Source organism: Pusillimonas caeni, from assembly GCF_003545815.1.
Lineage (GTDB): Bacteria > Pseudomonadota > Gammaproteobacteria > Burkholderiales > Burkholderiaceae_B > Pusillimonas > Pusillimonas caeni.
Map to the genome: position 1 here is coordinate 519,454 of NZ_PDUW01000001.1, position 24,692 is coordinate 544,145.

20 protein-coding genes are annotated in these 24,692 nt (G+C 63.9%); 9 read left to right on the forward strand and 11 right to left on the reverse strand.

The features are described 5' to 3' along the window. Positions 1-36: 36 nt before the first annotated feature. The 5 genes from CSC67_RS02400 to CSC67_RS02420 all read right to left on the reverse strand — a co-directional run bounded on the left by CSC67_RS02400 (position 37) and on the right by CSC67_RS02420 (position 5,657). Positions 37-1,329 (reverse strand): TRAP transporter large permease, encoded by a 1,293-nt coding sequence (locus tag CSC67_RS02400; protein WP_118992907.1) that lies wholly within the window; start codon positions 1,327-1,329, stop codon positions 37-39. Then, positions 1,326-1,859, reverse strand: coding sequence for a TRAP transporter small permease (locus CSC67_RS02405; protein WP_167752721.1), 534 nt, complete (start codon positions 1,857-1,859; stop codon positions 1,326-1,328). Before CSC67_RS02405 ends, CSC67_RS02400 begins: the two co-directional genes overlap by 4 nt. After that, positions 1,859-2,923, reverse strand: coding sequence for a TRAP transporter substrate-binding protein (locus CSC67_RS02410; protein ID WP_118992909.1), 1,065 nt, complete (start codon positions 2,921-2,923; stop codon positions 1,859-1,861). Before CSC67_RS02410 ends, CSC67_RS02405 begins: the two co-directional genes overlap by 1 nt. 187 nt (positions 2,924-3,110) lie before the next feature. After that, positions 3,111-4,280 (reverse strand): MFS transporter, encoded by a 1,170-nt coding sequence (locus CSC67_RS02415; protein ID WP_118992910.1) that lies wholly within the window; start codon positions 4,278-4,280, stop codon positions 3,111-3,113. Between the two features lie 132 nt (positions 4,281-4,412). After that, complete coding sequence (locus CSC67_RS02420) at positions 4,413-5,657, reverse strand: MFS transporter (protein WP_118992911.1); 1,245 nt, start codon at positions 5,655-5,657, stop codon at positions 4,413-4,415. A gap of 228 nt (positions 5,658-5,885) precedes the next feature. Between CSC67_RS02420 and CSC67_RS02425 the strand changes: the two genes are divergently transcribed. Further along, positions 5,886-6,614 (forward strand): alpha/beta hydrolase, encoded by a 729-nt coding sequence (locus CSC67_RS02425; RefSeq protein WP_118992912.1) that lies wholly within the window; start codon positions 5,886-5,888, stop codon positions 6,612-6,614. Between the two features lie 54 nt (positions 6,615-6,668). Here the strand turns inward: CSC67_RS02425 and CSC67_RS02430 are convergent, their stop codons facing one another. Then, entirely contained in the window at positions 6,669-7,223 is a 555-nt protein-coding gene (locus tag CSC67_RS02430; RefSeq protein WP_118992913.1) for an NADPH-dependent FMN reductase, read from the reverse strand. 297 nt (positions 7,224-7,520) lie between these two features. Here CSC67_RS02430 and CSC67_RS02435 point away from each other — a divergent pair, with 297 nt between their 5' ends. Continuing rightward, on the forward strand, positions 7,521-8,975 hold the full coding sequence (locus tag CSC67_RS02435; RefSeq protein WP_118993176.1) for an MFS transporter: 1,455 nt from the start codon (positions 7,521-7,523) through the stop codon (positions 8,973-8,975). 53 nt (positions 8,976-9,028) lie between these two features. Here the strand turns inward: CSC67_RS02435 and CSC67_RS02440 are convergent, their stop codons facing one another. Next, a complete protein-coding gene (locus CSC67_RS02440) occupies positions 9,029-10,561 on the reverse strand; it encodes a sensor domain-containing diguanylate cyclase (RefSeq protein ID WP_118992914.1) in 1,533 nt (510 codons plus the stop codon). Between the two features lie 391 nt (positions 10,562-10,952). On the opposite strand from CSC67_RS02440, the gene glf reads away from it, so the two are divergent. The 3 genes from glf to CSC67_RS02455 are packed head-to-tail and all read left to right on the forward strand — an operon-like array spanning position 10,953 to position 16,164. Beyond that, positions 10,953-13,217, forward strand: coding sequence for a UDP-galactopyranose mutase (gene glf / locus CSC67_RS21710; protein WP_118992915.1), 2,265 nt, complete (start codon positions 10,953-10,955; stop codon positions 13,215-13,217). Continuing rightward, complete coding sequence (locus CSC67_RS02450; protein WP_209304250.1) at positions 13,214-14,404, forward strand: beta-glucosidase; 1,191 nt, start codon at positions 13,214-13,216, stop codon at positions 14,402-14,404. Before glf ends, CSC67_RS02450 begins: the two co-directional genes overlap by 4 nt. Then, on the forward strand, positions 14,401-16,164 hold the full coding sequence (locus tag CSC67_RS02455) for an ABC transporter ATP-binding protein (protein WP_118992916.1): 1,764 nt from the start codon (positions 14,401-14,403) through the stop codon (positions 16,162-16,164). The genes CSC67_RS02450 and CSC67_RS02455 overlap by 4 nt, the downstream gene beginning before the upstream one ends. A 37-nt stretch (positions 16,165-16,201) precedes the next feature. Here the strand turns inward: CSC67_RS02455 and CSC67_RS02460 are convergent, their stop codons facing one another. Genes CSC67_RS02460 through CSC67_RS02475 form a run of 4 tightly spaced genes read right to left on the reverse strand, consistent with a single transcriptional unit; the run spans position 16,202 to position 20,695 of the window. After that, complete coding sequence (locus CSC67_RS02460; protein ID WP_118992917.1) at positions 16,202-17,524, reverse strand: c-type cytochrome; 1,323 nt, start codon at positions 17,522-17,524, stop codon at positions 16,202-16,204. Continuing rightward, a complete protein-coding gene (locus CSC67_RS02465; protein ID WP_118992918.1) occupies positions 17,521-19,812 on the reverse strand; it encodes a xanthine dehydrogenase family protein molybdopterin-binding subunit in 2,292 nt (763 codons plus the stop codon). Before CSC67_RS02465 ends, CSC67_RS02460 begins: the two co-directional genes overlap by 4 nt. Beyond that, positions 19,812-20,318: a (2Fe-2S)-binding protein gene (locus CSC67_RS02470; RefSeq protein WP_118992919.1), complete on the reverse strand. Its 507-nt coding sequence runs from the start codon at positions 20,316-20,318 to the stop codon at positions 19,812-19,814. The genes CSC67_RS02465 and CSC67_RS02470 overlap by 1 nt, the downstream gene beginning before the upstream one ends. A gap of 29 nt (positions 20,319-20,347) precedes the next feature. Further along, complete coding sequence (locus tag CSC67_RS02475) at positions 20,348-20,695, reverse strand: hypothetical protein (RefSeq protein ID WP_135227422.1); 348 nt, start codon at positions 20,693-20,695, stop codon at positions 20,348-20,350. Between the two features lie 196 nt (positions 20,696-20,891). Between CSC67_RS02475 and CSC67_RS02480 the strand changes: the two genes are divergently transcribed. The 4 genes from CSC67_RS02480 to CSC67_RS02495 all read left to right on the forward strand — a co-directional run bounded on the left by CSC67_RS02480 (position 20,892) and on the right by CSC67_RS02495 (position 24,684). Continuing rightward, positions 20,892-21,371 carry a VOC family protein gene (locus CSC67_RS02480; RefSeq protein WP_118992921.1) on the forward strand — a complete coding sequence of 160 codons (480 nt, stop codon included), beginning with the start codon at positions 20,892-20,894 and terminating at the stop codon, positions 21,369-21,371. 339 nt (positions 21,372-21,710) lie between these two features. Continuing rightward, a complete protein-coding gene (locus CSC67_RS02485; RefSeq protein WP_118992922.1) occupies positions 21,711-22,034 on the forward strand; it encodes a hypothetical protein in 324 nt (107 codons plus the stop codon). A 322-nt stretch (positions 22,035-22,356) separates the two neighbouring features. Then, complete coding sequence (locus tag CSC67_RS02490; protein WP_118992923.1) at positions 22,357-23,838, forward strand: SulP family inorganic anion transporter; 1,482 nt, start codon at positions 22,357-22,359, stop codon at positions 23,836-23,838. A 9-nt stretch (positions 23,839-23,847) separates the two neighbouring features. Next, on the forward strand, positions 23,848-24,684 hold the full coding sequence (locus CSC67_RS02495; protein WP_118992924.1) for a universal stress protein: 837 nt from the start codon (positions 23,848-23,850) through the stop codon (positions 24,682-24,684). Positions 24,685-24,692: the final 8 nt, after the last annotated feature.

The following is a 24,692-nucleotide window of genomic DNA, read 5'->3' on the forward strand; positions in this document are numbered from 1 at the left end:
CGGTCCGCACGGCCAAGGCGTCCCGCCCGGAATTCCCTATTGCATCAGCGCCGGAAGAAACAAGGCGATGGCCGGGAAAGCCAGAACCAGGCCTATGCGTATCAGGTCGAACACAAAGAAAGGCAGCACTCCCCGAAAAGCCTGGCCGGTCGATATATCGGGAAAGGCGGCTTTCAGCACAAAAATATTCAGGCCGACCGGCGGCGAAATCAGGCCCACCTCGGTCGCAATGACGACCACGATGCCGAACCAGACCAGGTCTATGCCCAGGCCCGACACCACCGGCAACAGCAGCGGCACAGTCAACAGAATCATGGACAGGCTTTCCAGCATCGTTCCCAGGACGAGGTAGATGCATACGATGATGATCATCACCATCAAGGGGGACACCCCCAGGCCGCCTATCCACTGCTCGAGCGCCGTCGCTCCCCCGGCAATGCTGAGAAAGTTCGAGAACAGCAGCGCGCCGAACAGCAGGAAGAACATCATGGCCGTGGTGCGCACCGTATCGACCACGATGTCCAGAAAACGTCCCCAGGTCAGCGTGCGGCGGCCCAGGGCAAAGAGCAGCGCTCCGGCCGCGCCGACGCCCGCCGCTTCGTTTGGCGTGAAAAGTCCCGAATAGATGCCGCCCAGGATGACCACGAACAGCACCACGATGGCCCAGACGTTGGCCAGCGCGCGCAAGCGCTCGGGCCATGCGGTGCGCTCTCCGCGCGGACCGGCCTTCGGATCGACCAGGGTGGCGTAGGTGACCGCCATGCTGTACAGGACGATGCCCAGCAAGCCGGGAACGACGCCCGCCATGAACAATTGGGCGATGTCCGTGTTGGTCAAAAAACCATAGATGATCAAGATGACGCTGGGCGGTATCAGGATGCCCAAGGTGCCCCCTGAAGCCACCGAAGCCACCGCAAGCCCGTCTGCGTAACCGTAGCGGCGCATCTGCGGCAAGGCTACTTTCCCCATGGTGGCGGCGGTCGCCATGCTGGAACCCGACACGGCGCTGAAGCCGCCGCAAGCCAATATGGTGGCATGCGCTAGCCCGCCCCGGTAATGACCCAGAAACGCATAGGCGGCGGAATACAGATCTTGAGACAGCCGCGATCGAGCAATCAGGTTGCCCATCAGGATGAACAGGGGCAGCAATGAAAAGCTGTAGTTCAGCATATTGTCGACGACGATCTGCCCCGTCATGGCCAGGGCGGGCGCCCAGCCGACCAGGAGGCCGAACCCCACGACGCCCACTGCGCCCATGCATACCGCGATGGGTATGCCCGCCGCCATCATCAGCACCATGGCGGCAAAACCGATCAGGGAGGCCGTCATGCCGCGCCCTCCTCTCTTCCGGACCGCCGGCCCATGGCGGTCCGGCATGCGTGGGCCGCCGTCAGCAGCGCCGACAGCCCGAACAAGAAGGCCGTGACATACAAAATCGGGGAGACAGGCCACTGCAGCATCGACGTGGTCCGGTGCGTCTGGGCCGCCAGCGCCGCTTGCACCCATACCTGCCAGGCCACGATGCCCTCCGCAAGCGCCGTGGCCAACAGGACCCCGGGCTGCTGCAGCCGGCGCAGCCAGCCTTTCAGCAGCGGCAGCAGCATGTCGATGTGGACGTGATCGGCGCGCATGGCAACCAGGGGCAGGCCCGCAGCGACGATGATTCCCACCGCCAGTTCGGACAGTTCGTACGCGCCGATGACCGTGGCGTCGACGACGTTACGGCCCACCACGTCGACCACCGTGATCAACATCAGCGCCATGAGCGCCGCGCCGCCCAGCACCCCCAGGACGAGATGCAGCCGGCTCGTCCATCGCCCTTGTGCGTGTGCGTCCCGATCGTGATCCAGGGTGTCCATCAATTGCCTTCCGCCGTGGCCGGCGAATCGCCGTAGCTCGCGATGTCCGCGCGCACCTGCCTCAGCAGCTGCTCGCCGTCGACGCCCTTTGCCTTGGCCTGTGCGAGCCATTCTTTTTCGAGCGGGGCGAGCCTTTGCCTGATCTCGGTGGCCAGCGCCTCATCCGCCACATGGGCGTCCATCCCGCCTTGCTTGAATGCGGCAAGCGCCAATCGGTCCTGATCGTCCCACACCTTGCCGGCCTCCCGTGCGAAGCGTTCGCCGGAAACGCTCATGATGGCCTGGCGGTCCTGCTCCGACAGCGCATTCCACTTGGCTTCGTTCATGACGACGAAGAACGTCGAGGAGAACAGCCCTTCGGGAGTGCTGGTCATGTGCTTCAGATATTGATCCATCTTGAAACTGTGGATCGAATCGGGCGGCAGGAGAATGCTTTCGATGATGCCCTTGGAAAGCATCTGATAGGCCTCGGTGACCGGCGCCGATACGGGCACGGCGCCCAGCAGCGCGGCCACCCGCGCGGGTATCCCTTCCGATGCCCGGACCCGGATGTTTTCAAGATCGCCGATGGAGCGCACCGCTTTATCGCGCGTGAAGATCATGCCCGACCCGTTGGAAAATACAGTCAGCAGCTTGGTGCCCCGATATTCGTCGACCTGCTTTTGCAAGGCCACGGTGCCGCGCCAGTTCGCCACCGAAAGCGCTTCGGCGTTCGACGAAAGAAAGGGCAGCTCGGCAAACCCCGCCAAGGGAAAACGCTCCGCCGTGTACGACTGATTGGACGCCGCGATGTCCACCACCCCTGTGCGCGCCAGATCGAACTGGCGCGCGGGCGACCCCAGCGACGCCGCCGTGAACTGGATCTTGACCCGGCCCTGTGTCGCCTCTTCGACCCTGTCGGCCCATGGCTTCATGATGCGCGCATGGAAGTGGTGAGTGGCCGGAGTCCAACGGTTGAACGTCAGCACGGTGGTCTCGGCGGCCGACACGTGATGGGAAAACAAGCTCAGAATCAATGCAGTGGCTGCAGAAGCGACCACGCCCAAACCATGACAGCCTTTCATCGTCCTCTCCTGTGGGGGGCGCCGGCCACCGCGATCTGGCCAGCCTAATAGTTGTTTTTACAATTGTTATTACAATAGTGCACGCGGTTCGACGGCTTGGCAATGCCCCCGGGGCAAAACTAGGGAATATCCTAGGTGCAGTTCAAGTATCGGAAGATGGAAACCGTCCGGTGCCGGACGATGCCGCTCAACCGCTTGCCGTGACGACCAGCGCAGCGGCCAGCGTCAACGCCGTGGCGGCGTAGGCTGTCATCGAAAAGCCGCCCGCCTCGTACACCTGGCCGAAGCTGCTCGTGCCCGCGAACACGGCCAGGTTGGTCACGGTGCTGTGCAGGCCCATGATGGTGCCCCGCTTGGCCGGATCGATGGCGGTGAGCCTGACAATGAGCAGATTGATGCCGAAATAGTTTCCGAAGCCCAGGGCCACCAGCAGGCACAGCACGGCGGCCAGCCCGGTGCCGAGCGCTGCAAGCAGGAAATAAACACCCGCCACCAGGAATAGCGCCATCGGCAGCATGCGCCGCACACCCACGCGATTCACCACGCCGCCCATCAGGATGGCGCCGCCAAACCCCACGCTATACACGAGGGTGATCAAGCCATTGGCGCTGACCGGCTGGCCCAGGCCGCTATGGAAGTAATCGCCCAGATAGGCATACAGGCCATAAAACGCCGTCATGAAAGCCCCGCAGGCGAACAGCAGGGGCCTGATGCCGGCCATTCGCAGCGCGGCAAAAGGAGTGACTGCGGCATCCGCCGCAGGCGCCCTCCTTCCCTTCACCAGCGCAAGCAGGGCCAGCGCCAGCACCGCCAGCAACGCCACGAGGCCGTACACCACGCGCCAATGCGTCAGGTCGGCGACGATGGCGGACAGCGATACCCCCACCACCATGCTCATCATCCAGCCGCTCAGCACCACGCCTATGGTCTTGCTCTCGCGCCCCGGCGGCGCCATGTCCGCCGCGCTGGCATAGATGGCCGGAAGCGCAACGCCCGAGGCAACGCCCGCCGCGAACTGCGCCAGGACGAGCACGGCCACAATCGGAGCCAACGCGCTGATCGCCAGCGCAAGCGGCATCAGCGTCATGGCAAGCCGCAGCATGCGATGCGCACCGAAACGGTCTATGCGCGGGGCAAGAAACAAAGAGCCGAGCGCCGCGCCCAGTCCGAAGGTCGCGGTGGCCATCATGACCGTCGCCACGTCGGCGCCGAAGGACTGCGACACCGCCGGCGCAATCGGCCCAAGCACCAGGGAGTTCGCCCCGATTACCCCTACGCAACCCGTCAGCACGTAGGCGGACCGGGGGATGCGCTCGTCGGAGCCGACTGCGTGGGCCAGTTGTTGCTGCTGCGTCATGATTCCTTCTATGCCGGGCGTATCGGGGTGTTTCCGCCCTCATGATAGAGGAATAATGTCGAGAGCACTCAATAAATTGTCGCGGGCTGCAAACGGCGATCGGGCCTGTTCGGGAAATGGAGGATCGCGTGGCTATGGGTTCCCGCCGGCCTGGCCGGCGCCGGCTCGCGCCCTTCTTTGCATCGCCAGCGCCAATGCCGTCACCGCCAGGACGAGCGGGACGAAAGACACCCACAGCACCATGTCCCAGCCGTAGGCGGAAAGCAGGCCGCCCGACGAGAAGGAGCCTACCGCCATCAGGCCGAAGACGATGAAGTCGTTGAGCGATTGGACTCGCGTTTTTTCTTCGGGGCGATGGCATTCCAGGACCAGGGCGGAGGCGCCCAGGAATCCGAAGTTCCAGCCGACCCCCAGCAGAATCAGCATCCACCAGAAATGCATCACGTCGATGCCCCCCAGTCCGACCGCGGCGGAAACGCCCATCAACAGCAGTCCCGCGCTGGCCACCCGTCCCGCTCCGAAGCGCGTAATGAGACTGCCCGTGAAGAAGCTGGGCCCGTACATGGCGATGACGTGCCACTGCAGGCCCAGGTTGGCGGACTCCTGGGAGTGCCCGCACAGGTGCATGGCCAGCGGCGCCGCCGTCATGAGGAAATTCATCAGCATGTACGATACGGCCCCGCATATCGCTGCGGCGACGAAACGGGGCTGGCTTGCAATGACGCCCAGCGGCCGCCCGCCGATCATTTCCGCCACCGTCGGCATGGGCAGCCTGACGCCGAGCAGGACAAGCGCCGAGAGCGCAGCGGCGGCTGCCTGCACCAGATAGGTGACGGCAAACATGTATGGAGGCCAGAGGTGCATCGTCAAGGTCACGAGCTGCGGTCCGACGACCCCTGCCGCGACGCCCCCCGCCATCACCAGAGACAAGGCCCGCGCACGCCGTTTCGGCTCGACCCCGTCGGCAGCCGCAAAACGGAAAGACAGCGCGACGGCCGCATAGCCGCCGGCGAAGAATGTAGCCAGGCAGAACAGCCAGAATCCTGCGTCCAGCACCGCCGCCATGGCCAGCAGCCCGGCGAGCACGCCGGCTGCGGTACCCGCCAGAAATGAAGCGCGCCGTCCGTACCGCCTGGCAATCGCCCCCATGGGCAGAATGCACGCCGCCATGCCCACGACAAAGATGGAAATGGGCAAGGTGGCCAGCATGGGCGTCGGAGCCAGCATATTGCCCACGATGGAGCCCGTGGCGAAGACCACGACCGCATTGGCGCCGGCCAGCGCCTGCGCAATGGAAAGCCGCCATATATTGCCGCGCTGAACGCCTTCGGGAAGCACAGCGGGGGACTGGTCTGCTGAGAGGGTGGTGTCTGCCATGGAATCAGGATTGAAATTGCGCCCTCGACATTAGATCAGTTTTTGGAAGTCGAGTAGTATTTTGGGACAGGACGACGTTCGCCTGTGCAAGAATACAGAACCACTACAAAATGCCCTCACGCCGCGCAGGCTGCGCCTGCTTGCTGCCCCCCCAAAGAGGTGTTTTGCCGGGGGCGCTCAGCCTTGGGGCGGCCCGGCGGCAAAGAATAGTCCACGAAAGGAGACAAAATGTCGGATACCTACGTCATCATTCATGGGGCCTGGCACACAGGCGCCGAAATGGAAGCCGTCGCCGACTATGTGCGCGAGAGCGGGCATGTCGTTCACTGCCCCACCCTGGCGGGCAACCGGCCCGAAGACGACCGCAGCCGCATGGGCCTGGAGGACGCCATCCAGTCCGCTGTCCGCTATATCGAAAACGAAGACCTGCGCCAGGTGCGCCTTGTCGGCCACAGCTACGGCGGCATGGTGATCTCGGGCGTGGCCGACCGCATCGCCGAACGGCTCGAAAGGCTGGTGTATGTGAACGCCTTCGTACCCCAGGACGGCCAGTGCCTCAACGACCTGGTTCCTCCGCACTATGTAGAGCTGTTCGATTCAATTGCCGCCGCCAACAACAATGCGGTGATGCTTCCGTTTCCGGTATGGCGCGAAGCCTTCATCAATGACGCCGACCTGGCCCTGGCCAAATCCAGCTACGCCAAGCTCAACCCGCACCCTTACCGGACCTTCACCGATCCCATCAGCTTGAAGCAGCCCTTGGCCCAGCTGGATATCGGCAAGTCGTACCTGAACTGCCAGCAGGACATCGCCCTGCCGCATGGCCTGCCCTGGCATCCGCGCCTGTCCGAGCGGCTGGGCCTGTTCCGGCTGATAGAGTGCCCGGGCAGCCACGAGACCTGGTTCTCGAATCCGGCCCGCCTGGCCCAGGCCATCATCGAAGCCGGACGCGACTGATCAGCCGAGGCATTAAGCACACCCCGCTTTCGAGCGAAGGCGGGAGTGCCGAACTCAGCTTTTCGCGTGCCGCTCCACAAAGGCGGCAAAGGCGTTCATCCATTTTTGCAGGAACTCGCGGCTTCCGGCTCCTATGTCGCCGTTGTCGTCGAACAGACCGTCCTTGACGTGGACGAAGGCCTCGGGCTGCCCCATGGTCGGCATATCGAGATACGCCAGCACATTGCGCAGATGCTGCTGTGACAGGGCCGTGCCGATGCTTCCGATGGAGGCGCCGATGACTCCGGCCGGCTTGCCGGCCCAGGCGCTTTGGCCGTAGGGCCGCGAAGCATGGTCGATGGCGTTCTTCAGCACGCCGGGCATCGAGCGGTTGTATTCGGGCGTCACGAACAGTACCGCGTCGGCGGCGGCCACCTCGCTTTTGAGCCGCTTGACGGCCTCGGCCTGGTTGCCGTCGTCGTCCTGGTTGTAAAGGGGCAGGTCGTCGATGCGCAGCTTGTCGAAGGTGAAATTGGACGGAGCCAGGCGGATCAGCCCCTCTGCCAGCCGGGCATTGAACGATTCTTTGCGAAGACTGCCCACCACAACGGCGATTTTGAATTGACTCATTGCTTACCTCGTAAGACGGATTGAAGGTTGGATTTGCGCCCCGGCACACGTTCATGCCCGACGGGCCCGCGGGGACCGTCGAGCGGACCGCAGCTGGAATCGCTGCGGAAACTGCCGCCCGATCAGTGTAGAAGAGCCGCGGCGGGGTGGGCAATAGCCATGGCGAGGCGCGCCGGCGGCCGGCGCCCTTTGTAAAATGCCCTTCCCGCTTTCGCGCATAATGGCGCTATACGACGCGCCGGAAACGCCTCCGGAGCCATCCGCCGCGACCTACCGATGAACCGAGGTATAGCCCCCGTGACTGCCGACAAGAAGAAAAACCCGCCCTTCGAGCCCGATCCGGCGCGTTGGCGGGTGCTGATCGTCCTGCTGGCTGCGCTCTTCATGTCGCTGGTGGGCGTCAGCATCGTAAACGTCGCCTTGCCCGCCATACAGAACGGGCTGCACGCAAGCCAGTCGAACATCCAGTGGGTGCTTTCAGGCTACGCGCTCACCTTCGGCGTCGTCCTGGTCAGCGCGGGCCGCGCCGGCGACATCATGGGGCGCGGGGGGCTTTTCCTTATTGGAACGGCCATTTTCACCGCATCCTCGGTGGCCGCCGGGCTGGCCTCCGACGCCACTTGGCTCAATGTCGCGCGGTTCATCCAGGGGCTGGGCTCCGGCTTGCTCAGCCCCCAGGGCATCGGCATGATCCAGCAGTATTTCCGCGGCGCCGAGCGGGGCCGCGCATTCGGCTATCTGGGCACGGTGGTGGGCTTCTCGGTCGCCGTGGGCCCCGTGTTCGGGGGCCTGCTGATCCAGCTGGGCGGACCCGACCTGGGCTGGCGGCTCACCTTCCTCATCAACGTTCCCATCGGCCTCATCACGATCGTGCTTGGCCTGCTCTGGTTTCCGCGCCCCCTTTTCTCCTATGGCGACGGACCAGCGCCGGCGAGCCGGAACGGCGGCCTGTTGCGCTCCCTGGACCCCATCGGCTCGGCCTTGCTCGGCTTGTCGGTACTGGCCGTGCTGTTTCCCTTCATGGAATCGCGCACCGCGCCCATCGCCTGGCTGCTGCTGCCGGCAGGCCTCGCGCTGGCCTATATCTGGGTCAAATGGGAGCGCCGCTACGCCCGCTCTGGCGGCAGCCCCATGGTGGACCTGGACATCTTTTCGGTCTCGAGCTTTACCAACGGCACTCTGATCATGACCCTGTACTTCCTGGGCATGACCAGCGTCTGGGTGCTGGTGGCGCTTTACGTTCAGCTGGGCACGGGCCGCAGTGCGTTCGAGGCCGGGCTGTTCGGCGTGCCGGCGGCGCTGTTCTCCGCCTACACCGCCGACTGGGCCGGCAAGCGCATCATGCGCTATGGACGCCGCATCGTCATCGGCGGCATTCTGCTGGCGCTGCTCGGCCTGGGAACCAGCATATTGATCGCCTATCTGCACGACAAGGGCCTGGTCAATATCTGGTGGCTGCTGCTGACCCTGTCTTTCATCGGCCTGGCCCAGGGCCTGGTCATCAGCCCCAACCAGGCGCTGACGCTGGCGGACGTGCCTCTGGCCTATGCCGGAAGCTCGGGGGCCATCATGCAGACCGGCCAACGCATCGGCACTTCGATAGGCATCGCGGTGATCACGGCGGCCACTTTCGCATCGCTCGAGGCGTCATCGTCGTGGACGGTCGCTGTCATGGTGGGGTTCGGCGTGGTGGCCCTTGTGGTGCTGCTGACCCTGGCCGTGGCCATCAAGGATCTGCGCGATCGCGGCTAGACGGGCGGCGAATGCGTCTAAGCCTGCCGGCCCCCTCCGTCCCGCAGGACTCGCTACCCGCCGGGATCATGCACGGTGATCTGCCCGCGCCCGCTCGATTTGGTCCGATAGAGGGCGCTGTCCGCCGCTTCCAGCAGCGCAGCCGGGTTGTCGAAGGTCGACACCCCGGGCACGAGCGCGGCGATTCCCGCCGAGAAGCTCACATGCGAGTCGGCGTCCTCGCGGCTCAGGCAGGGTCTGTCGCGCACGCTTGCCAGCATCTGCTCCAATACGGCGCGCGCTGCTTCCAGATCAGTGTCGGGCAGCAGCACGACGAATTCCTCGCCGCCGTAGCGGGCCACCGTATCGGTCTGCCTCGATGCGGACAACAGCCGCTGGGCGACGGCAACCAGCACCTGGTCTCCCACGGCATGTCCGAACGTATCGTTGATGGACTTGAACCGGTCCACGTCGATGTAGGCCACGCATAAGGGCAAACGCTCCTGGATTGCGCGGCCGAACTCCAGCTCGAGCCTGTGCTGGAGGTATAGCCGGTTGTAAAGCCCGGTCAAAGAATCGCGCCGCGTCTGCGTTTCGAGCATGGCAATGCGCTGCTCCAGGGCCTGTATCTGCACGTCCGCCTCGGCGGTCGCTTTGGACAGGCTCAGATTGCGCAGGGCCAGCAGTTCGCGCGCGGTGTCCTGTATGCCTTGCAGAATGCCTGGATCGACCAGTTCGGATTCGAACAGCGACTCCATGTCGGGCATTTCGTCGCTCATCGACGCGATGATGTTCTGGTATCGCTCCGGGCCGATGTCAAGATGGACGCTCGCCAATCGATAGGCGGCCTCGAAGGCATCGTCCGACGCCCCTTGAAGCCACGCATCCGCTATATATGCGGCAGCGGCGACGCAGGCCGAAAGCCGCTCGATGCCGGTGCCGCCGCCTTCGGCCCGCGTCGCCGCATGGCTGCGCCATACACTTTCGTGTATCCGTTCGGGCAACCGCCAATACTTGAGCAGCTGCGTGCCCGCCTGCGCATGATTGAACCCATACCTTTGCGCCTCCTGGTCCAGCAGGCCTGCATGGTCGATGCTGTCTTTGTAGAGCGCGATGTAGGTGCTGCCGAGCATGGAGGCCATGGCCAGCACCCCGATATCCTGCAGCAGGCCGGCCAGTAGAAAGTCTTCGGGCTGGGGTGCCCGCAGTTCCATGGCAATGGTTCTGGCCGCCAAAGCCGTCAGCAGCGAACGCGACCAATAGTTCGTATCGTCGAGCGCGCCGTCTCCCTGACCGGACGCCAGTCCGCGCAGCGAAAAACTGAGCGATAGCGAAATGGTGGCGTTCAAGCCCATCAGGCCGATGGCCTCCGACAGATTCGCCACCTTGCGCCGCTGGCCGTAGAAAGACGAATTCGCGGTGCGCAGCAGTTTACCCATCAGAGCGGGATCGAACGAAATCAGTTCGGCGAATTCGTCGAGCGTCGCGCAATTGTCTTCGGCCAGCTCGATAAGCTGCAGCGCCACGGCGGGCAGCGTCGGCAGGCTCTTGCAGTACTTCAACTGCGCAATGAACTGTGCTTCACTGGGCTGCGGGATGCTTGCCATATTGTGACCCCTTCGTCTTATCCGCCCGACCCGGCCAAAACCTTCGTCATGCCAAGGCTGTAGAGGTGCGGCCCTCTAGTAACAGAATAATACAGTAACGGCCGGCGGCATGCTTGGCACGCGTCTCGACCACGTGATTGTCGTATTCCGGCCCGGTGCGATGGCCATGGCTTGCCTGCGTCTTCGGGAATAGCGTTTGCTCAGCGAAGCGGACGTTGCCTCATACCTCTCCGTCGTCACACTTGGCGTGGGAGCCATACAAACCGCCTCCCTCCATAGGTTCATCATGCACCCGGCCACCCCACGCCAAACCCCTCCGAGCGGGCTGCCCGTTCTGCTTTGCTTTTCCCATCTACGCTGGAACTTCGTCTATCAAAGGCCGCAACATCTGATGTCGCGCTTCGCACGGCGTTATCAGGTGCTCTACTTCGAAGAAGCCGTGTTCGATTCCGCTTGCGGGCTCGAGCTGGAGCTGCGGCATGAGGCCGGCGGCGTGCGCGTACTGGTCCCGCATCTGGTCCCGGGCCAGACCGCTGAAGAAGCCGAACATGTCCAGCGCAGCCTGCTCGATCGCTATCTGGCCCGGGCCGATGTACAGCCTGATCTGCTGTGGTACTACACGCCCATGAGCATCGCCATATCGGATCATCTGCCCGCTCGATGCATCGTTTATGACTGCATGGACGAGCTTTCCGCATTCCGGGGAGCCCCACCGGAAATGCTCGCGCGCGAGCAACGCTTGCTGGAGCGGGCGGACGTGGTGTTCACCGGCGGCTACAGCCTTTATGAATCCAAGCGCCGCCTGCATCGGAACGTATATGAATTTCCGAGCAGTGTAGATTTGTCCCATTTCTCGAAGGCCAGGGAAAAGCCGACGGAGCCGCGGGACCAGCAAGGCATTCCGCATCCTCGCCTGGGCTTCTACGGCGTGCTGGACGAACGGCTGGACGCCGGGCTGCTGGCGCAGCTTGCCGATCTGCGTCCGGACTGGCACCTGGTGCTGCTCGGACCCGTTGTGAAGATAGACCCGGCATGCCTGCCCCGACGCCCGAACATCCATTATCTGGGCGGCAAGGACTATCAGACGCTGCCGGCCTATCTGGGCGGCTGGGACGTGGCCCTGATGCCCTTCGCCCTCAATGAGTCCACACGCTTCATCAGCCCCACCAAGACACCCGAGTATCTGGCGGGCGGCCGAGCCGTCATTTCGACGGCCATCGCCGACGTGGTCCGCAGCTACGGAGACTGCGACATGGTACGAATCGCGGATTCGGCCGCATCGTTCGCGGAGGCCGTTTCCGCGGAACTGGCCAGAGGCGCCGACAGGGCGGCCTTGTATGCGCGGGCGGACGCCGTCCTGGCGGGAATGTCCTGGGACCGGACATGGTCCGGCATGTCCGAGGCGCTGGCGCGAACCGCAAGGCGAAACGCGTCCGACGGCGTGACGGCCCTGAAAGCCATGCCGCCCGCCGGCCACCTTGCGGCCATGGCCGGCAACCGCTACGACTACCTGGTGGTGGGCGCGGGATTCGCGGGCAGCGTGCTGGCCGAACGGCTTGCCGCGGGGCTCGGCAAGCGGGTTCTGGTCGTCGACCGCCGGCCGCATATCGCCGGCAACGCATACGACCACCATGACGAGGCCGGCATACTGGTCCATAAGTACGGCCCCCATATTTTCCATACCAATTCGCAGCGGGTGATGGGCTATCTGTCCCGTTTTACCGAATGGAGGCATTATGAGCACCGCGTGCTCGCCCATGTCGACGGCAAGCTCGTGCCCATGCCGATCAACCTGACGACCTTGTCCAGGCTTTTCGGCAGGGAGTTCACGCCGGAACAGGCGATCGAGTTCCTGAAAGCGCGGGCCGAAGCGATAGAACCGGTCCAGACCTCGGAAGACGTCGTCCTCAGCACGGTCGGGCGGGAACTGTACGAAAAGTTCTTTCGGGGCTACACCCGCAAGCAGTGGGGCCTGGACCCCAGCCAGCTGGACAAGGCCGTGGCCGCCCGCGTTCCCACGCGCGCCTCGGCCGACGACCGCTACTTCACCGATGAGTTCCAGTGCATGCCGCTGCACGGTTACACGCGCATGTTCGAACGGATGCTGAGTCATCCCGACATCACCGTGATGACCGGCACGGCGTACGAGGAAGTGCAACACGCCTGCCGCTACGACCACACCATCTACTGCGGACCCATCGACGAATTCTTCGGCCATTGCTTCGGCAGGCTGCCCTACCGTTCGCTGCGCTTCCAGCATGCCACGCTGGACCAAGCCTGCTTCCAGCCCGTCGGGGTGGTCAACTACCCCTCGGAAGAAGTGCCCTACACCCGCATTACCGAGTACAAGCACCTGACCGGGCAGGAGCACGAGAAAACCAGTGTGACGTACGAGTATCCCAGCGCCGAGGGCGAGCCCTACTATCCGGTGCCAAGGCCCGAGAACGACCGGCTGTTCCGCAAGTACCAGGCGCTGGCGGACGACACGCCCGACGTCACATTCGTGGGCCGCCTCGCGACATACCGCTACTACAACATGGATCAGGTCGTGGCCCAGGCCCTGGGTGTCTACGAGCGGATCGCCAAAGGCGAACGCGGACGGGATCTTCCTTCCGTCATGGACCGTCCACGGGCCTATGCAGCGTCCAGGCCATGACCATACCGCTTCTGTTCCCCGGCTTCTTCCTGGGCGGCTTCGAGTGCTCGACTCACCTGCGCCCCGACAGCGTGCGCCTGGACCTGCTGCGCGCCACGCGCCACGATCGACATTCCGAGCAGGACTACCGCGCGTTGAAATCCCTCGGCATACATGCCGTCCGTGACGGCGTGCGCTGGCATCTGATCGAGCGAAGCCCGGGCCGCTATGAATGGGACAGCTTTCTTCCCATGCTCGAGGCGGCCGACAGGACCGGAATGCGGGTCGTGTGGGACATGTGCCATTACGGCTGGCCTCCCGACATCGACATCTGGTCCACTGAATTTCCCGTCCGCTTCGCCGGGTTTGCCGCCGCCATGGCCGCCGTGGTGCGTGACGCCACGGCCGCGACGCCCTTTTACTGCCCGGTGAACGAGATCTCGTTCTGGGCCTGGGCCGGGGGCGACATGCGCCTGTTCGCACCGGCCGCGACCCGCCGCGGCATGGAGCTGAAGCGCCAATTGGTGCGCGCGGCCATAGCCGGATTGCGTGCGATCCGCGACGTCGACCCGCGGGCGCGGATCGTCACGGTCGACCCGCTGATCCACGTCGAACCCAAGACGCCCCGTGCGCGGGGCCGGGCGGCGCATGCCCGGTCGGCGCAGTACGAGGCCTGGGACATGCTGGCGGGAACTCTGCATCCCGAGCTGGGCGGGGGGCCGGACTGTCTGGACATCATGGGCGTGAACTACTACTCGGACAACCAGTGGGTGCTGAACGGCGCCACCATCGAGCAGGGCGACCCGCGGTACAGGCCTTTCCGCAACATGCTGGCCGAAACCTATCATCGCTACCGGCGTCCGCTCTTCGTTGCCGAAACGGGGGCCGAGGGGACAAGGCGGCGGCCCTGGTTCCAATACGTCTGCGACGAAGTCTGTGCGGCACTGGAAGCGGGCGTGCCGGTCGAAGGCATTTGCCTGTATCCCGTCGCCGACTATCCCGGCTGGGCGGACGAACGGCATTGCGAGTGCGGCCTGCTCGGGAACATCGACGCCCATGGCTTGCGGCCGGTATATCGCCCCCTGGCCGAAGAGCTGCCTTTCCAGATCAAGCGATTTTCCCGCATCCGACAGGCTTTCGCGGCACCGCCGCAGCATGGCGGCCCCGCGGCGCTCAGATACGGCACGGGCCAGAAAGGGGGACCATGACCTCGAGCCGCCTGCCCGGCCGTCCTTGGCCTTTCCTGCTCAAGTACGTCCGCGCCCGCCGCTGGCAGTTCGCGGGGCTGGCGCTGCTGGTCGTGGGCGCGGGGTCCTGCGCGGTGGCGGTTCAATACGGCATGAAGCTGATCGTGGACGCCATGGCCCAGGCCGACAGGCAGACGGCGGCCGTGTGGCCGCCGCTGGTCATGTTCTTGAGCCTGATCGCGTTGGAGAACGTATTGTGGCGCTGCAGCGGATGGCTGGGCTGCCGGGTCATCGTGGCCACCGGCGTCGACATCCGGGTGGACCTGTTCGAACATCTCATCGGGCATCCCATGCGCTATTTCGCCAGGCACATGGCGGGCTCGCTCAGCAGCCGGATCACAGCGACGGCCGGTTCGACCGGCGCAATACTGAGCCGCCTGGTCTGGAACATATCGCCGCCCGCCGTGGACTTCATCGGCGCCGTAGTCGTCCTGACTCTCGTCGATTACCACATGGCGTTGGCGCTCGTCGCCTTCGTCGCCGTGGTCGCGGCCATCATCATCGGCTTCGGCGTGCGCGGGCGGCCGCTACACCGCGCCTATGGCCGGGAAGCCGCCTCGGTGGGCGGCGAACTGGTCGACACCGTCTCCAACGTCTGGACCATCAAGGCGTTCTCGTCCCGTGAGCGTGAACGCGAGCGGCTGGCGGGTGCCTTCGGGGTCGAAGCCCAGGCCCAGCGCAGGAGCTGGATGTACCTCGAAAAAGCACGGGTCATTCACGACATCTGCCTTTGGGCCATGGCCGGCATCATGCTCACGTGGGCCATCCACTCGTGGCAGGCGGCAGCCATATCCGCCGGAGACGTCGTGCTGGTCAGCGCCCTTACCTTCCGCATCCTCCATGGTTCGCGCGATCTGGCGCTCGCCCTGGTGGAAACGTCGCAGGAATATGGCGTCGTCGCGGAAATGCTGGAAGTGATAGGCGAGCGCCACGCCTTCTCGGACAACCCGGGAGCGTCATCCATACGTCCCAGGGAAGGCCGCATCGAATTCCGCGGCGTATGGTTCCGCTACTCCGAGGGAGAACCCCTGTTCAAGGGCCTGGACCTGGTGATTCCCGCCGGGCAGAAGCTGGGCCTGGCCGGCCCTTCGGGCAGCGGGAAGTCGACCCTGCTGGCGCTGATACAGCGCCTGGACGACGTGCAGCAAGGAGAGGTGTTGATAGACGGGACGCCGGTGACGCAGATGAGGCAGGACAGCCTGCGCGAAGGCATCGCGGCGGTGCCTCAGGACATCAACCTGTTCCACCGCTCGGTCATGGAGAACATCCGCTACAGCCGCCCCGAAGCCAGCGATGAAGAAGTCTACGTCGCCGCCCGCCACGCGCGGTGCGACGATTTCATACGCCAATTGCGGCACGGCTACGACACCATCATCGGCGAGCGGGGCATCACCCTGTCCGGCGGCCAGCGCCAGCGCCTGGCCATCGCCCGGGCCTTTCTCAAGGATGCCCCCGTACTGCTGCTGGACGAAGCCACCTCGGCCCTGGACACGCAGTCGGAGCGGGCGGTGCAGCATGCGCTGCAGGACTTGATCCAGGGGCGCACCGTCATCGCCGTCGCCCATCGCCTGTCCACGCTCGCCGGTTTCGACCGCATCGTCATGCTGGTGGACGGCGCGATCGTGGAGGACGGCTCGCCCGAGGCCTTACTGGGGCGCGACAGCCTGTTCCGTTCACTTTGGCAGGCGCAATCGGACCTGCGCCAGGCCAGCGCCTATTGATGCAGGTTCGCTGCCGAATCCGCAGTGTCCATTCCCATCATCGAGCCGACTCCGACCTGATGTGCCCTACTTTGGCCGGCAGATCTCTCCACTCCGGCTTCTGGGCGAAACTGGTGCGCATGTAGTTCACCAACGTCGCGACTTGACGGTCGCTCAAGCTGTGCCGGAACGGCGGCATATAGCCCAGGTCGTCGTTCGCGGGAGACTGTACGCCGTCGAGGATATGGCGCACCACGTTGTCAGGCTCATCGAGGTATAGCGACGTGCTGAACCAAAGCTGCGGCTGTACGCCGAATGTCGCCGGGCCGTCGCCTGCGTGGTGGCAGGCAAGGCAAGCCGAGGCAAACAGCCTCGCTCCTTCCGTCACCGGGGGCGAAAGCGTAGCCGCGGCCTGCGTCCTGCGCTCCGTTTCCGCGGGCGCCGCTTGCTTGCCGCCGCCATCGGGCTCGCCGTTGCCGTCGCCGTTGCCAAGCGATGCAAGGTAAGTCGCCAGCGCCCGGGTGTCGGACTCCGCTATCCGGGCGGTGCCCTCGCGGACAACGGGCGCCATCGATCCCGCCGCAGCCCCATGCGCCTCGTCAAAACCGTAGCGAAGATAGTTGAACAGCGCTTCCTGCGTCCAGGCGACAGGCGCCGGCGATTCCTGATTGAGGGCCGGGGCGATCCAGCCTTCCGCCTCGCCCCCGGCCAGATAGTGCTTCCCTTCTTTTTCGGCTCCCAGGGCATTGCGCGGCGAATGGCATGCGGCACAGTGGCCCGCCGCTCGCGCCAGATAGTTGCCGCGATTCCACTCCTCGGACTCCCCCTCCACAGGCTCGATCGGATCCGGGTCCAGGAACAGCAGATTCCAGCCCGCCATCAAGGGGCGGATATTGAATGGAAACGGCAGCTCCGTCTCGGGCGGCTCGGCCCGCACCGCGGGCTGCGTCATGATGTACGCGTACAGCGCTTCCATGTCGTCCGGGCTGAGGTGGGTGTAGTAGGTGTATGGGAACGCGGGGTAGAGATAACTGCCATCGCGCGCCACGCCATGTCGCATCGCACGGTCGAAAGCATCGAATGACCACGCTCCTATGCCCGTTTCGGGATCGGGCGTGATGTTGGTGGTATAGATGGTGCCGAAGGGCGTTTCCATGGGCAGGCCGCCGGCGTTGCGCTGGCCGTTCGGGGCCGTGTGGCAGACGACGCACAGGCCCGCCGCCGCAATGTTCCCGCCCCGTTGCAATTGCTCTTCCGGAAAGCTGCCTTGGGGCTGTACGGGTTCGATCGCGGGCTTCCACACGTAGGCGAAAAGCGCCGCAGCCAATACGATCACGACGATCAATGTCCAAAGCAGGAAGGTGGCGCGTCGAGATTTCATGCCTTGCCCTCCTCATGGGCGGACAGCGCCGCCTTCACCCTTTCGGGCGTGAACGGCGCCTCTCTCAGCCGCAGCCCGGTCGCATCGAAAATGGCGTTCGCAATCGCCGCCGCCCCCGGCACCGATGCCGACTCGCCCGCTCCGAGCGGCGGATTGCCGTTGTCGGGCATCAGCACGACATCGATGTCGGGTATCTCGCGGAAGGAGATAATCGGATAAGCGCCCCATTCGAGATCGGCCACCCCCTGTTCGTCGAACGAGACCGACTCCTTCAGTGTGCGGCTGATGGCCTGGATGACGTTGCCGTGGAGCTGGTGCGTGACGCCCGCGGGATTGACCATCATGCCGCAGTCCTGTCCCACCACGGCTTTGCGGACGCGGACATAGCCAGTTTCGGGGTCCACCTCCACTTCCACGGCCCACGCGCACCACGACGCGCCCACACCGGGAAACGCGCCGTGCACATACCGGTGCTGGGCGAAGCCCCGGCCGCGCAGCAGTCCATCGTCGCTGCGGCCTTTGTTCTCGTGCGCCGGCCTCGGCGTCCAACCCGCGCGCTCCGCCACCGCCTTGACCAAGGCGATGGGGCGCTCGTCTTCCATGAAGCGTAGACGAAACGCCACCGGGTCGGCCTTTTCCGCGGCCGCGAGCTCGTCGATGAAAGATTCATGGGCGAAGACATTGGGCAGGGCCGCCACACCCCGTATCCATGACGCCCGCACGATAGGCGCCATGTCCAGCGCCTCGATGTCCGTGTCCGAGCAGCGGTATTGCGGTATGGCCGTCCGGTCGCCCATTTCGAACACGACGGGCACGTTGGACTGCTTGCCCAGCATCAGCAGGGGAAGGACGGGCGACCCGTTGGAGGGATAGCGGGTCGTGAACTTGTAAGCCAGGGTGTTCTCGCCGGTGATCCCGCCCTCGACCTCCATCAGCTGCGCAGTGCCTTTGGGCTCCCAGGCGTGCTCTTCCTCGCGCATCAGCTGCACGCGGACGGGGCGTGCAAGATGGTGCGCCAGCAATGCGGCTTCGGCGGTGGCGTCGTCGGCGCAATTGCGCCCGTAGCAGCCCGAGGCCTCCATTCGCACCACCCGTATCTTTTCCTCGGGCAGGTCGAGCAACTCGGCGATGTCGGTATGCAGATTGTGCGGGTTCTGGGATCCGGTCCAGACCGTGAGCAAGTCGTCCGCCCAGCTTGCCAGGCCACAGGACGGCCCGATAGAGGCGTGCATTTGATATGGCCAGACATAGGTGGCGCGCAATGTCCCCCGCACGTTCTTCAAGGCGGCGTCGACGTCGCCCTTTTGCTCCAGTGGCCTAACCTTGTCGGGATTCGCTCTGAGCGCCTCGGCCAGATCGGACAGATCCTGCAGCGGCGGAGGCGACTTCCAGGTGACCTTGAGCGCGCGCGCCGCGTCAATGGCGTCTTCTTCGCGCTTTGCCACCACGGCGACAAAATCCTTGATGGCCACCACGTCGACGAGCGTGTCGATGTGCGCGACGGAATCCTTGTCAACCGACTCCAGGCTGGCGCCCACCATGTCGCCTCCGTCTCGCCCCCGATACGGCGGACGAACGACGCGCGCATGGAGCATGCCGGGAACGCGCATGTCGTGCACATAGATGAGGCCGCCGGTCAGCTTCGCCGGGATGTCGACCCGAGGCACGGGCTTGCCCACGAAGGCGTACTCGCCGGGGTCCTTCAGCGGTACGTCCTCGGACAGCTCCATCGAGAACGCTTCTCCCGAGACCAGCTCGCCGTACGACAGGCCCGGCCCGCCGTCGCCGGCTGAAATCACGCCGTCGCGCACGTTCAAGCTGTCGGCGGGCACGCCCAACCTGCGCGAAGCCTGCTCGATGAGGAACTGCCTGGCCTGGGCGGCCGCCCTGCGCATCGGAACCGCCGACGACTGCACCGAGGCGCTGGCGATGGTAGGCCCCTGATTCGGCGTGCGGTCGGTATCGCCCAGCACCATCGACACGCGTTCCAGAGGCACGTAGAGCTCATCGGCGACGATCTGGCTGAACGCCGTTCGTATTCCCGTGCCCAGGTCGACGTGGCCGTTGCATGCCACAACCTTGCCTTCGGCCGTTATGGCAATGAAAGAATCCACCTGGTTCTTGGGCACGAGCTGCGACCCGGCGTCCATGGCGGGACCGGCCGCCACGGCCCTGCGCATGGAGAGGGGCATGGCAAATGAAACCAGCAGGCAGCCGGTTCCTTTGAGAAAGGTACGGCGTGACACCCGGACGGGCGGCGCGGCGACAGTCATAGTCTTGTCCATCATCAACGGGCTTCTTTGGCGGCGGGCGGCGCGGCGGCGTGCCCGGCGTCCTCGACGGCCTGGCGCACGGCGGCCAGGATCTCCATATGGGTACCACAGCGACATAAATTGAATGCCAGCTCACGCCGGATCTCTTCTTCGCTGGGAGACGGATTGCGATTCAGCAAAGCCCGAGTGGTCATCACCATTCCGTTGATGCAGTATCCGCATTGGGCGGCCTGATGCTCGATGAAGGCTTGCTGGATGGGATCGGGCGAGTCGCTGCCGCCCAGCCCTTCGAGAGTCGTTATCTTGCGTCCCGCCATGCCCGACACCGGCGTGAGACAGGAGCGGGCAGCCTTGCCGTCCACCAGCACCGTGCACGCGCCGCACTCGCCCAGGCCGCAGCCGTACTTCGGGCCGTTCAGTTCCAGGTCGTTGCGCAAGACGTAGAGCAGCGGCGCGTCGGGCCTGACGTCCAGCTCATGGTCCGCTCCATTTACATTGAGGGTCAATCTTCTAGTAGGCATAAATGATGTGGTTGGTTTGCTCTTTAGTTCTACGGTTCCTTGGGCCTGACGACGCCGCCGCCGTTGGGCGCGCCGGACTTGGATGCGTCGCCGTCCTTCGATACGCCCGACTCCGTAGCCGTGCTGCCGCCGTCGCTGCTTTCCACCTGGCCGTCGACCCTTTCGTCGTCCTTGGGAGGCGAGGCCGTACGATCTGCGGGACGTTGGCCGGCGGCCTTGCCGCTGCCTGGCTGATGCGCCCCGGCATCGCCGGCCGCTCTGCTGCGAGGCTCGCCTGCCCGCTCGTCAGCCCCGGCGCCAGGGGAGCCGTGGGCGTATCCCACGCCGGCGAAAGCCATGAAAACACTACAGCCGGCTGCCAAAAATAACTTGTTCACGAGGCCGCTCCTATAAATGCCTTGCCTGCGCGAAAGGCGATTCCCGACGCAATCGGCACGGCTGGCACGGCTCGGCGCAGCAAGCGACGTTCCTGCTTGCCGCGGCGTCCCGACGGCGGCTGCGCCCCGCCCCGGCTGATGGCGCTCGATTGCACAAGCGATGTATAACCAATTATTCCCACACAGGAGAATCACCATGCGCAGCAAAAACACCATTTGCCTCTGGTACGACGGCGCCGCGCTGGACGCGGCAACCTTCTACGCACAAACCTTCCCGCACAGCTCTGTCGGAACGGTTCTGCGCGCACCGGGCGACTTTCCGTCGGGCAAGCAGGGCGACGTCCTCACGGTGGAGTTCACGGTAATGGGCATACCTTGCCTGGGCCTGAACGGCGGGCCGGCATTCAAGCACAACGAAGCGTTTTCATTCCAGGTCGCCACCGACGATCAGGCCGAGACAGACCGCTTGTGGAATGCGATTGTCGAGAACGGAGGCCAGGAAAGCGCCTGCGGCTGGTGCAAGGACAAGTGGGGACTGTCGTGGCAGATCACACCGCGGGTGCTGATGGAAGCGATCAATGATCCCGATCCCGCGGCCGCCAAGCGCGCCTTCGAAGCCATGATGGACATGCGCAAGATCGACATCGCCACGATCGAAGCGGCCCGGCGAGGCTGAAACACCCCGAGGCGGCCGGCGGCATACGACACTGCCGCGTCTCGCCTGCGGCAGGATTTCGGCCTTGCCTCGACGCCGAATCGTAAAGTCGGCCAAATGGCCGATGCCCCGTTCCGCCGTCCGCCTTTTGGCGTATAGGGCAAAGCCTGCTTCCGGTCTCGCCCTTGGACGCTCCGCCGCGGGCGCCGCGACCATACGGGCCGTCCTTCCTAGTTCACGCCATGCCTTCCACGCTCTGCGCCCGCGTACATGGTGTAAACACTGATATGACACGGCTGTATACCCGCGAATGATCGCCGTACTATATAGACGTTGGCAGCGGCAATTGGGAGGACAGGAATGGAACGCTTCGAGCATATCGAGGGAACCTGGCGCCGGCCCCCACTGAATATAGACGACGTGCCCAAAGAATTCATAGAGTGGTGGCGCACCGTACCGCAGGAATGCCGCCATCTGTATCTCTACGGAGGCATGTATTCCATGGTCGTTGCTTTCAAGAAGGGCCAGCAAGTCGAAGCACAGCGGATGCAACTACAGATCGACCGCCTGACCAAAGCGCTGGACTCGACATTGACCTACGTGCAAAGCCATCAAAGTACGGGCTCCCAGAACGGCGAAATGGAGCACATCGTGCACGATGCGCTCGTGGCATTGAAGCGCTAGGATCTGTTGAGGGGACCGCCGGGCGATGCCCATACAGAATTCAGTTAAACTTCGCCCATGAGCAAGCATTCTTCCCTCCTTCAAATCCTCGTCGCCTCGATGCGCGCGGAGCCGCTTGCTCTCGTTCGCATAGAACGAACCCATCAAAAAAATGGTCGTGACTTTCAGGGGACAGCTCGTAAACGACTGAGTCCGCCCTAAGCACTTGGCTATTCGCTCCCTTTTCATCTGCGCATGACAGCGCGGCCTCTGCATTAATTCCTCTATCAAAGCGCGCCCCGCTTGACATCAATAGCGGGCGATACGCTGTGTATATTTTTCTATGTTGACCAAATCTCTGTACCAGGACTGGTTCTCCAACGTCCGCGGCGACCTGCTGGCGGGCGTCGTCGTAGCGCTTGCTCTCATTCCCGAAGCAATAGCTTTCTCGATCATCGCCGGAGTCGACCCCAAGGTCGGCTTATATGCTTCTTTTTGCATCGCCGTAGTCATCGCCTTTGCCGGCGGGCGTCCCGGGATGATTTCCGCGGCAACGGGCGCCATGGCCCTTGTGATGGTGACTCTCGTCAAAGACCATGGGCTTCAATATCTGTGGGCCGCAACGCTTCTTACAGGCATGCTCCAGATCCTCGCCGGCGCGCTGCGGCTGGGCGGGCTTATGCGTTTTGTGTCGCGATCGGTGGTGACGGGATTCGTCAATGCGCTGGCGATACTGATTTTCTTGGCCCAACTGCCCGAACTTACCAATGTTTCCTGGGTCGTCTACGTGATGACCGCTGCGGGACTAGGAATTATTTATCTCTTTCCCTACCTCACAAAATCCGTCCCGTCTCCTTTGGTCTGCATTGTCGTGCTCACCGCCGTCGCGACGGCGCTGGACCTTGATATACGCACAGTGGGGCACATGGGCGAACTGCCCGACAGCTTGCCGGTTTTTCTGCTTCCCGACGTGCCGGTGTCATGGGAAACACTGGTCATTATTTTTCCCTATTCGCTCACCTTAGCCGTCGTCGGACTGCTGGAATCGATGATGACGGCCACGATCATCGACGACTTCACCGATACCCCAAGCGACAAGAACAGAGAGTGCGCCGGACAAGGCGTCGCCAACATCGCGTCCGGCTTCCTGGGAGGGATGGCGGGCTGCGCGATGATCGGGCAATCCGTGATCAACGTTAAGTCGGGCGGACGCGGCAGGCTTTCGACCCTCACCGCGGGAATCGTGCTGTTGATTCTGGTGGTCTTTCTTGGACCGTGGGTGAAGCAGATTCCGATGGCGGCCCTGGTGGCAGTGATGATCATGGTATCGATCGGCACCTTCAGCTGGGATTCCGTCCGCCATCTGCGCAGCCATCCAAAGAGCTCCAGCATCGTCATGGTGTCCACGGTAGTCGTCGTGGTGGCCACGCACGATCTCGCCAAAGGGGTGTTCGTGGGCGTGCTTCTTAGCGCGCTCTTTTTCGCTGCCAAGGTAAGCCGGCTGTTCCATGTCGAAACCGATCTGGCGGACGGCGCCCAGCATCGCAGCTATGCAGTGTTCGGCCAGGTCTTCTTTGCCTCCGCCGACAGATTCATCTCGTCGTTCGATTTCAAGGAAGCCGTCGACCGTGTCACCATCGACGTAAGCCGCTCGCATTTCTGGGATGTCACCGCTGTCAACGCGCTTGATAAGATCATCCTGAAGTTCCGCCGGGAAGGCACGGCCGTAGAGATCGTCGGCATGAACGCCGCCAGTGCCACTTTGGTTGACAAGTATGCCGTACATGACAAACCGGACACCAGCCATGAACTGACGGGGCACTAAGGAGAAACCATGACCAATGTCGTTGCTTGTATCGATGGCGCTGCCTATACAGAAAGCGTATGCGACTACGGCGTCTGGGCTGCCCAACGCCTGTCCGCCCCGTTGGAATTCGTACATGTGATTGCCCGCGATGCAGGCGCCAAACTGGATGCCAGCGGCAGTATTGGGCTGGGCGCGCAGGAGACGCTTCTGGAAGAACTGGCCCAACTCGACCAACGCCGCAGCACGCTTGCGCGCGAGCACGGACAGCAGATACTGGAAGGCGCCCGACAGCGCGCCATATCGGCCGGCGTCGGTGAAGTACAGACTCGACAGCGGCTGGGCGAACTCATGGAAGCCTTGACCGATATGGAGGAAGACACCCGTCTATACGTGCTGGGGCAACACGAATACAGCAAGCGGCCCAAGCGCTTCCTGCTTGATCACAATTTGGAGAGCGCGGTACGGGGCTTGCGCCGCCCCATCCTCGTCGCGGCGGCGCATTTCACTTTGCCGCGCCGCTTCATGATCGCATTCGATGGCAGCGCCACAGGCCTGAGAATGGTAGAGCTGGTGGCCGGCAGTCCGCTCATGAAGGGCCTGCAATGCGCCATCGTCACCGTCGGCGGCGAAAAAGATGCACTACTCTGGGCGACGGAGCGGCTGGCTCGAGCCGGCTTCGAGGTCGACGCTCATACCGTTGAGGGGGATCCGGCCGACGCTTTGATCGCATTCGCCCGTCAGAACACGATGCAAATGATCGTCATGGGCGCCTATGGACATTCACGGATACGGCAGTTGGTCGTTGGCAGTACGACGACGGCCATACTCCGGCAAGCCACATTGCCGGTATTGATACTGAGGTAATCAGCAAG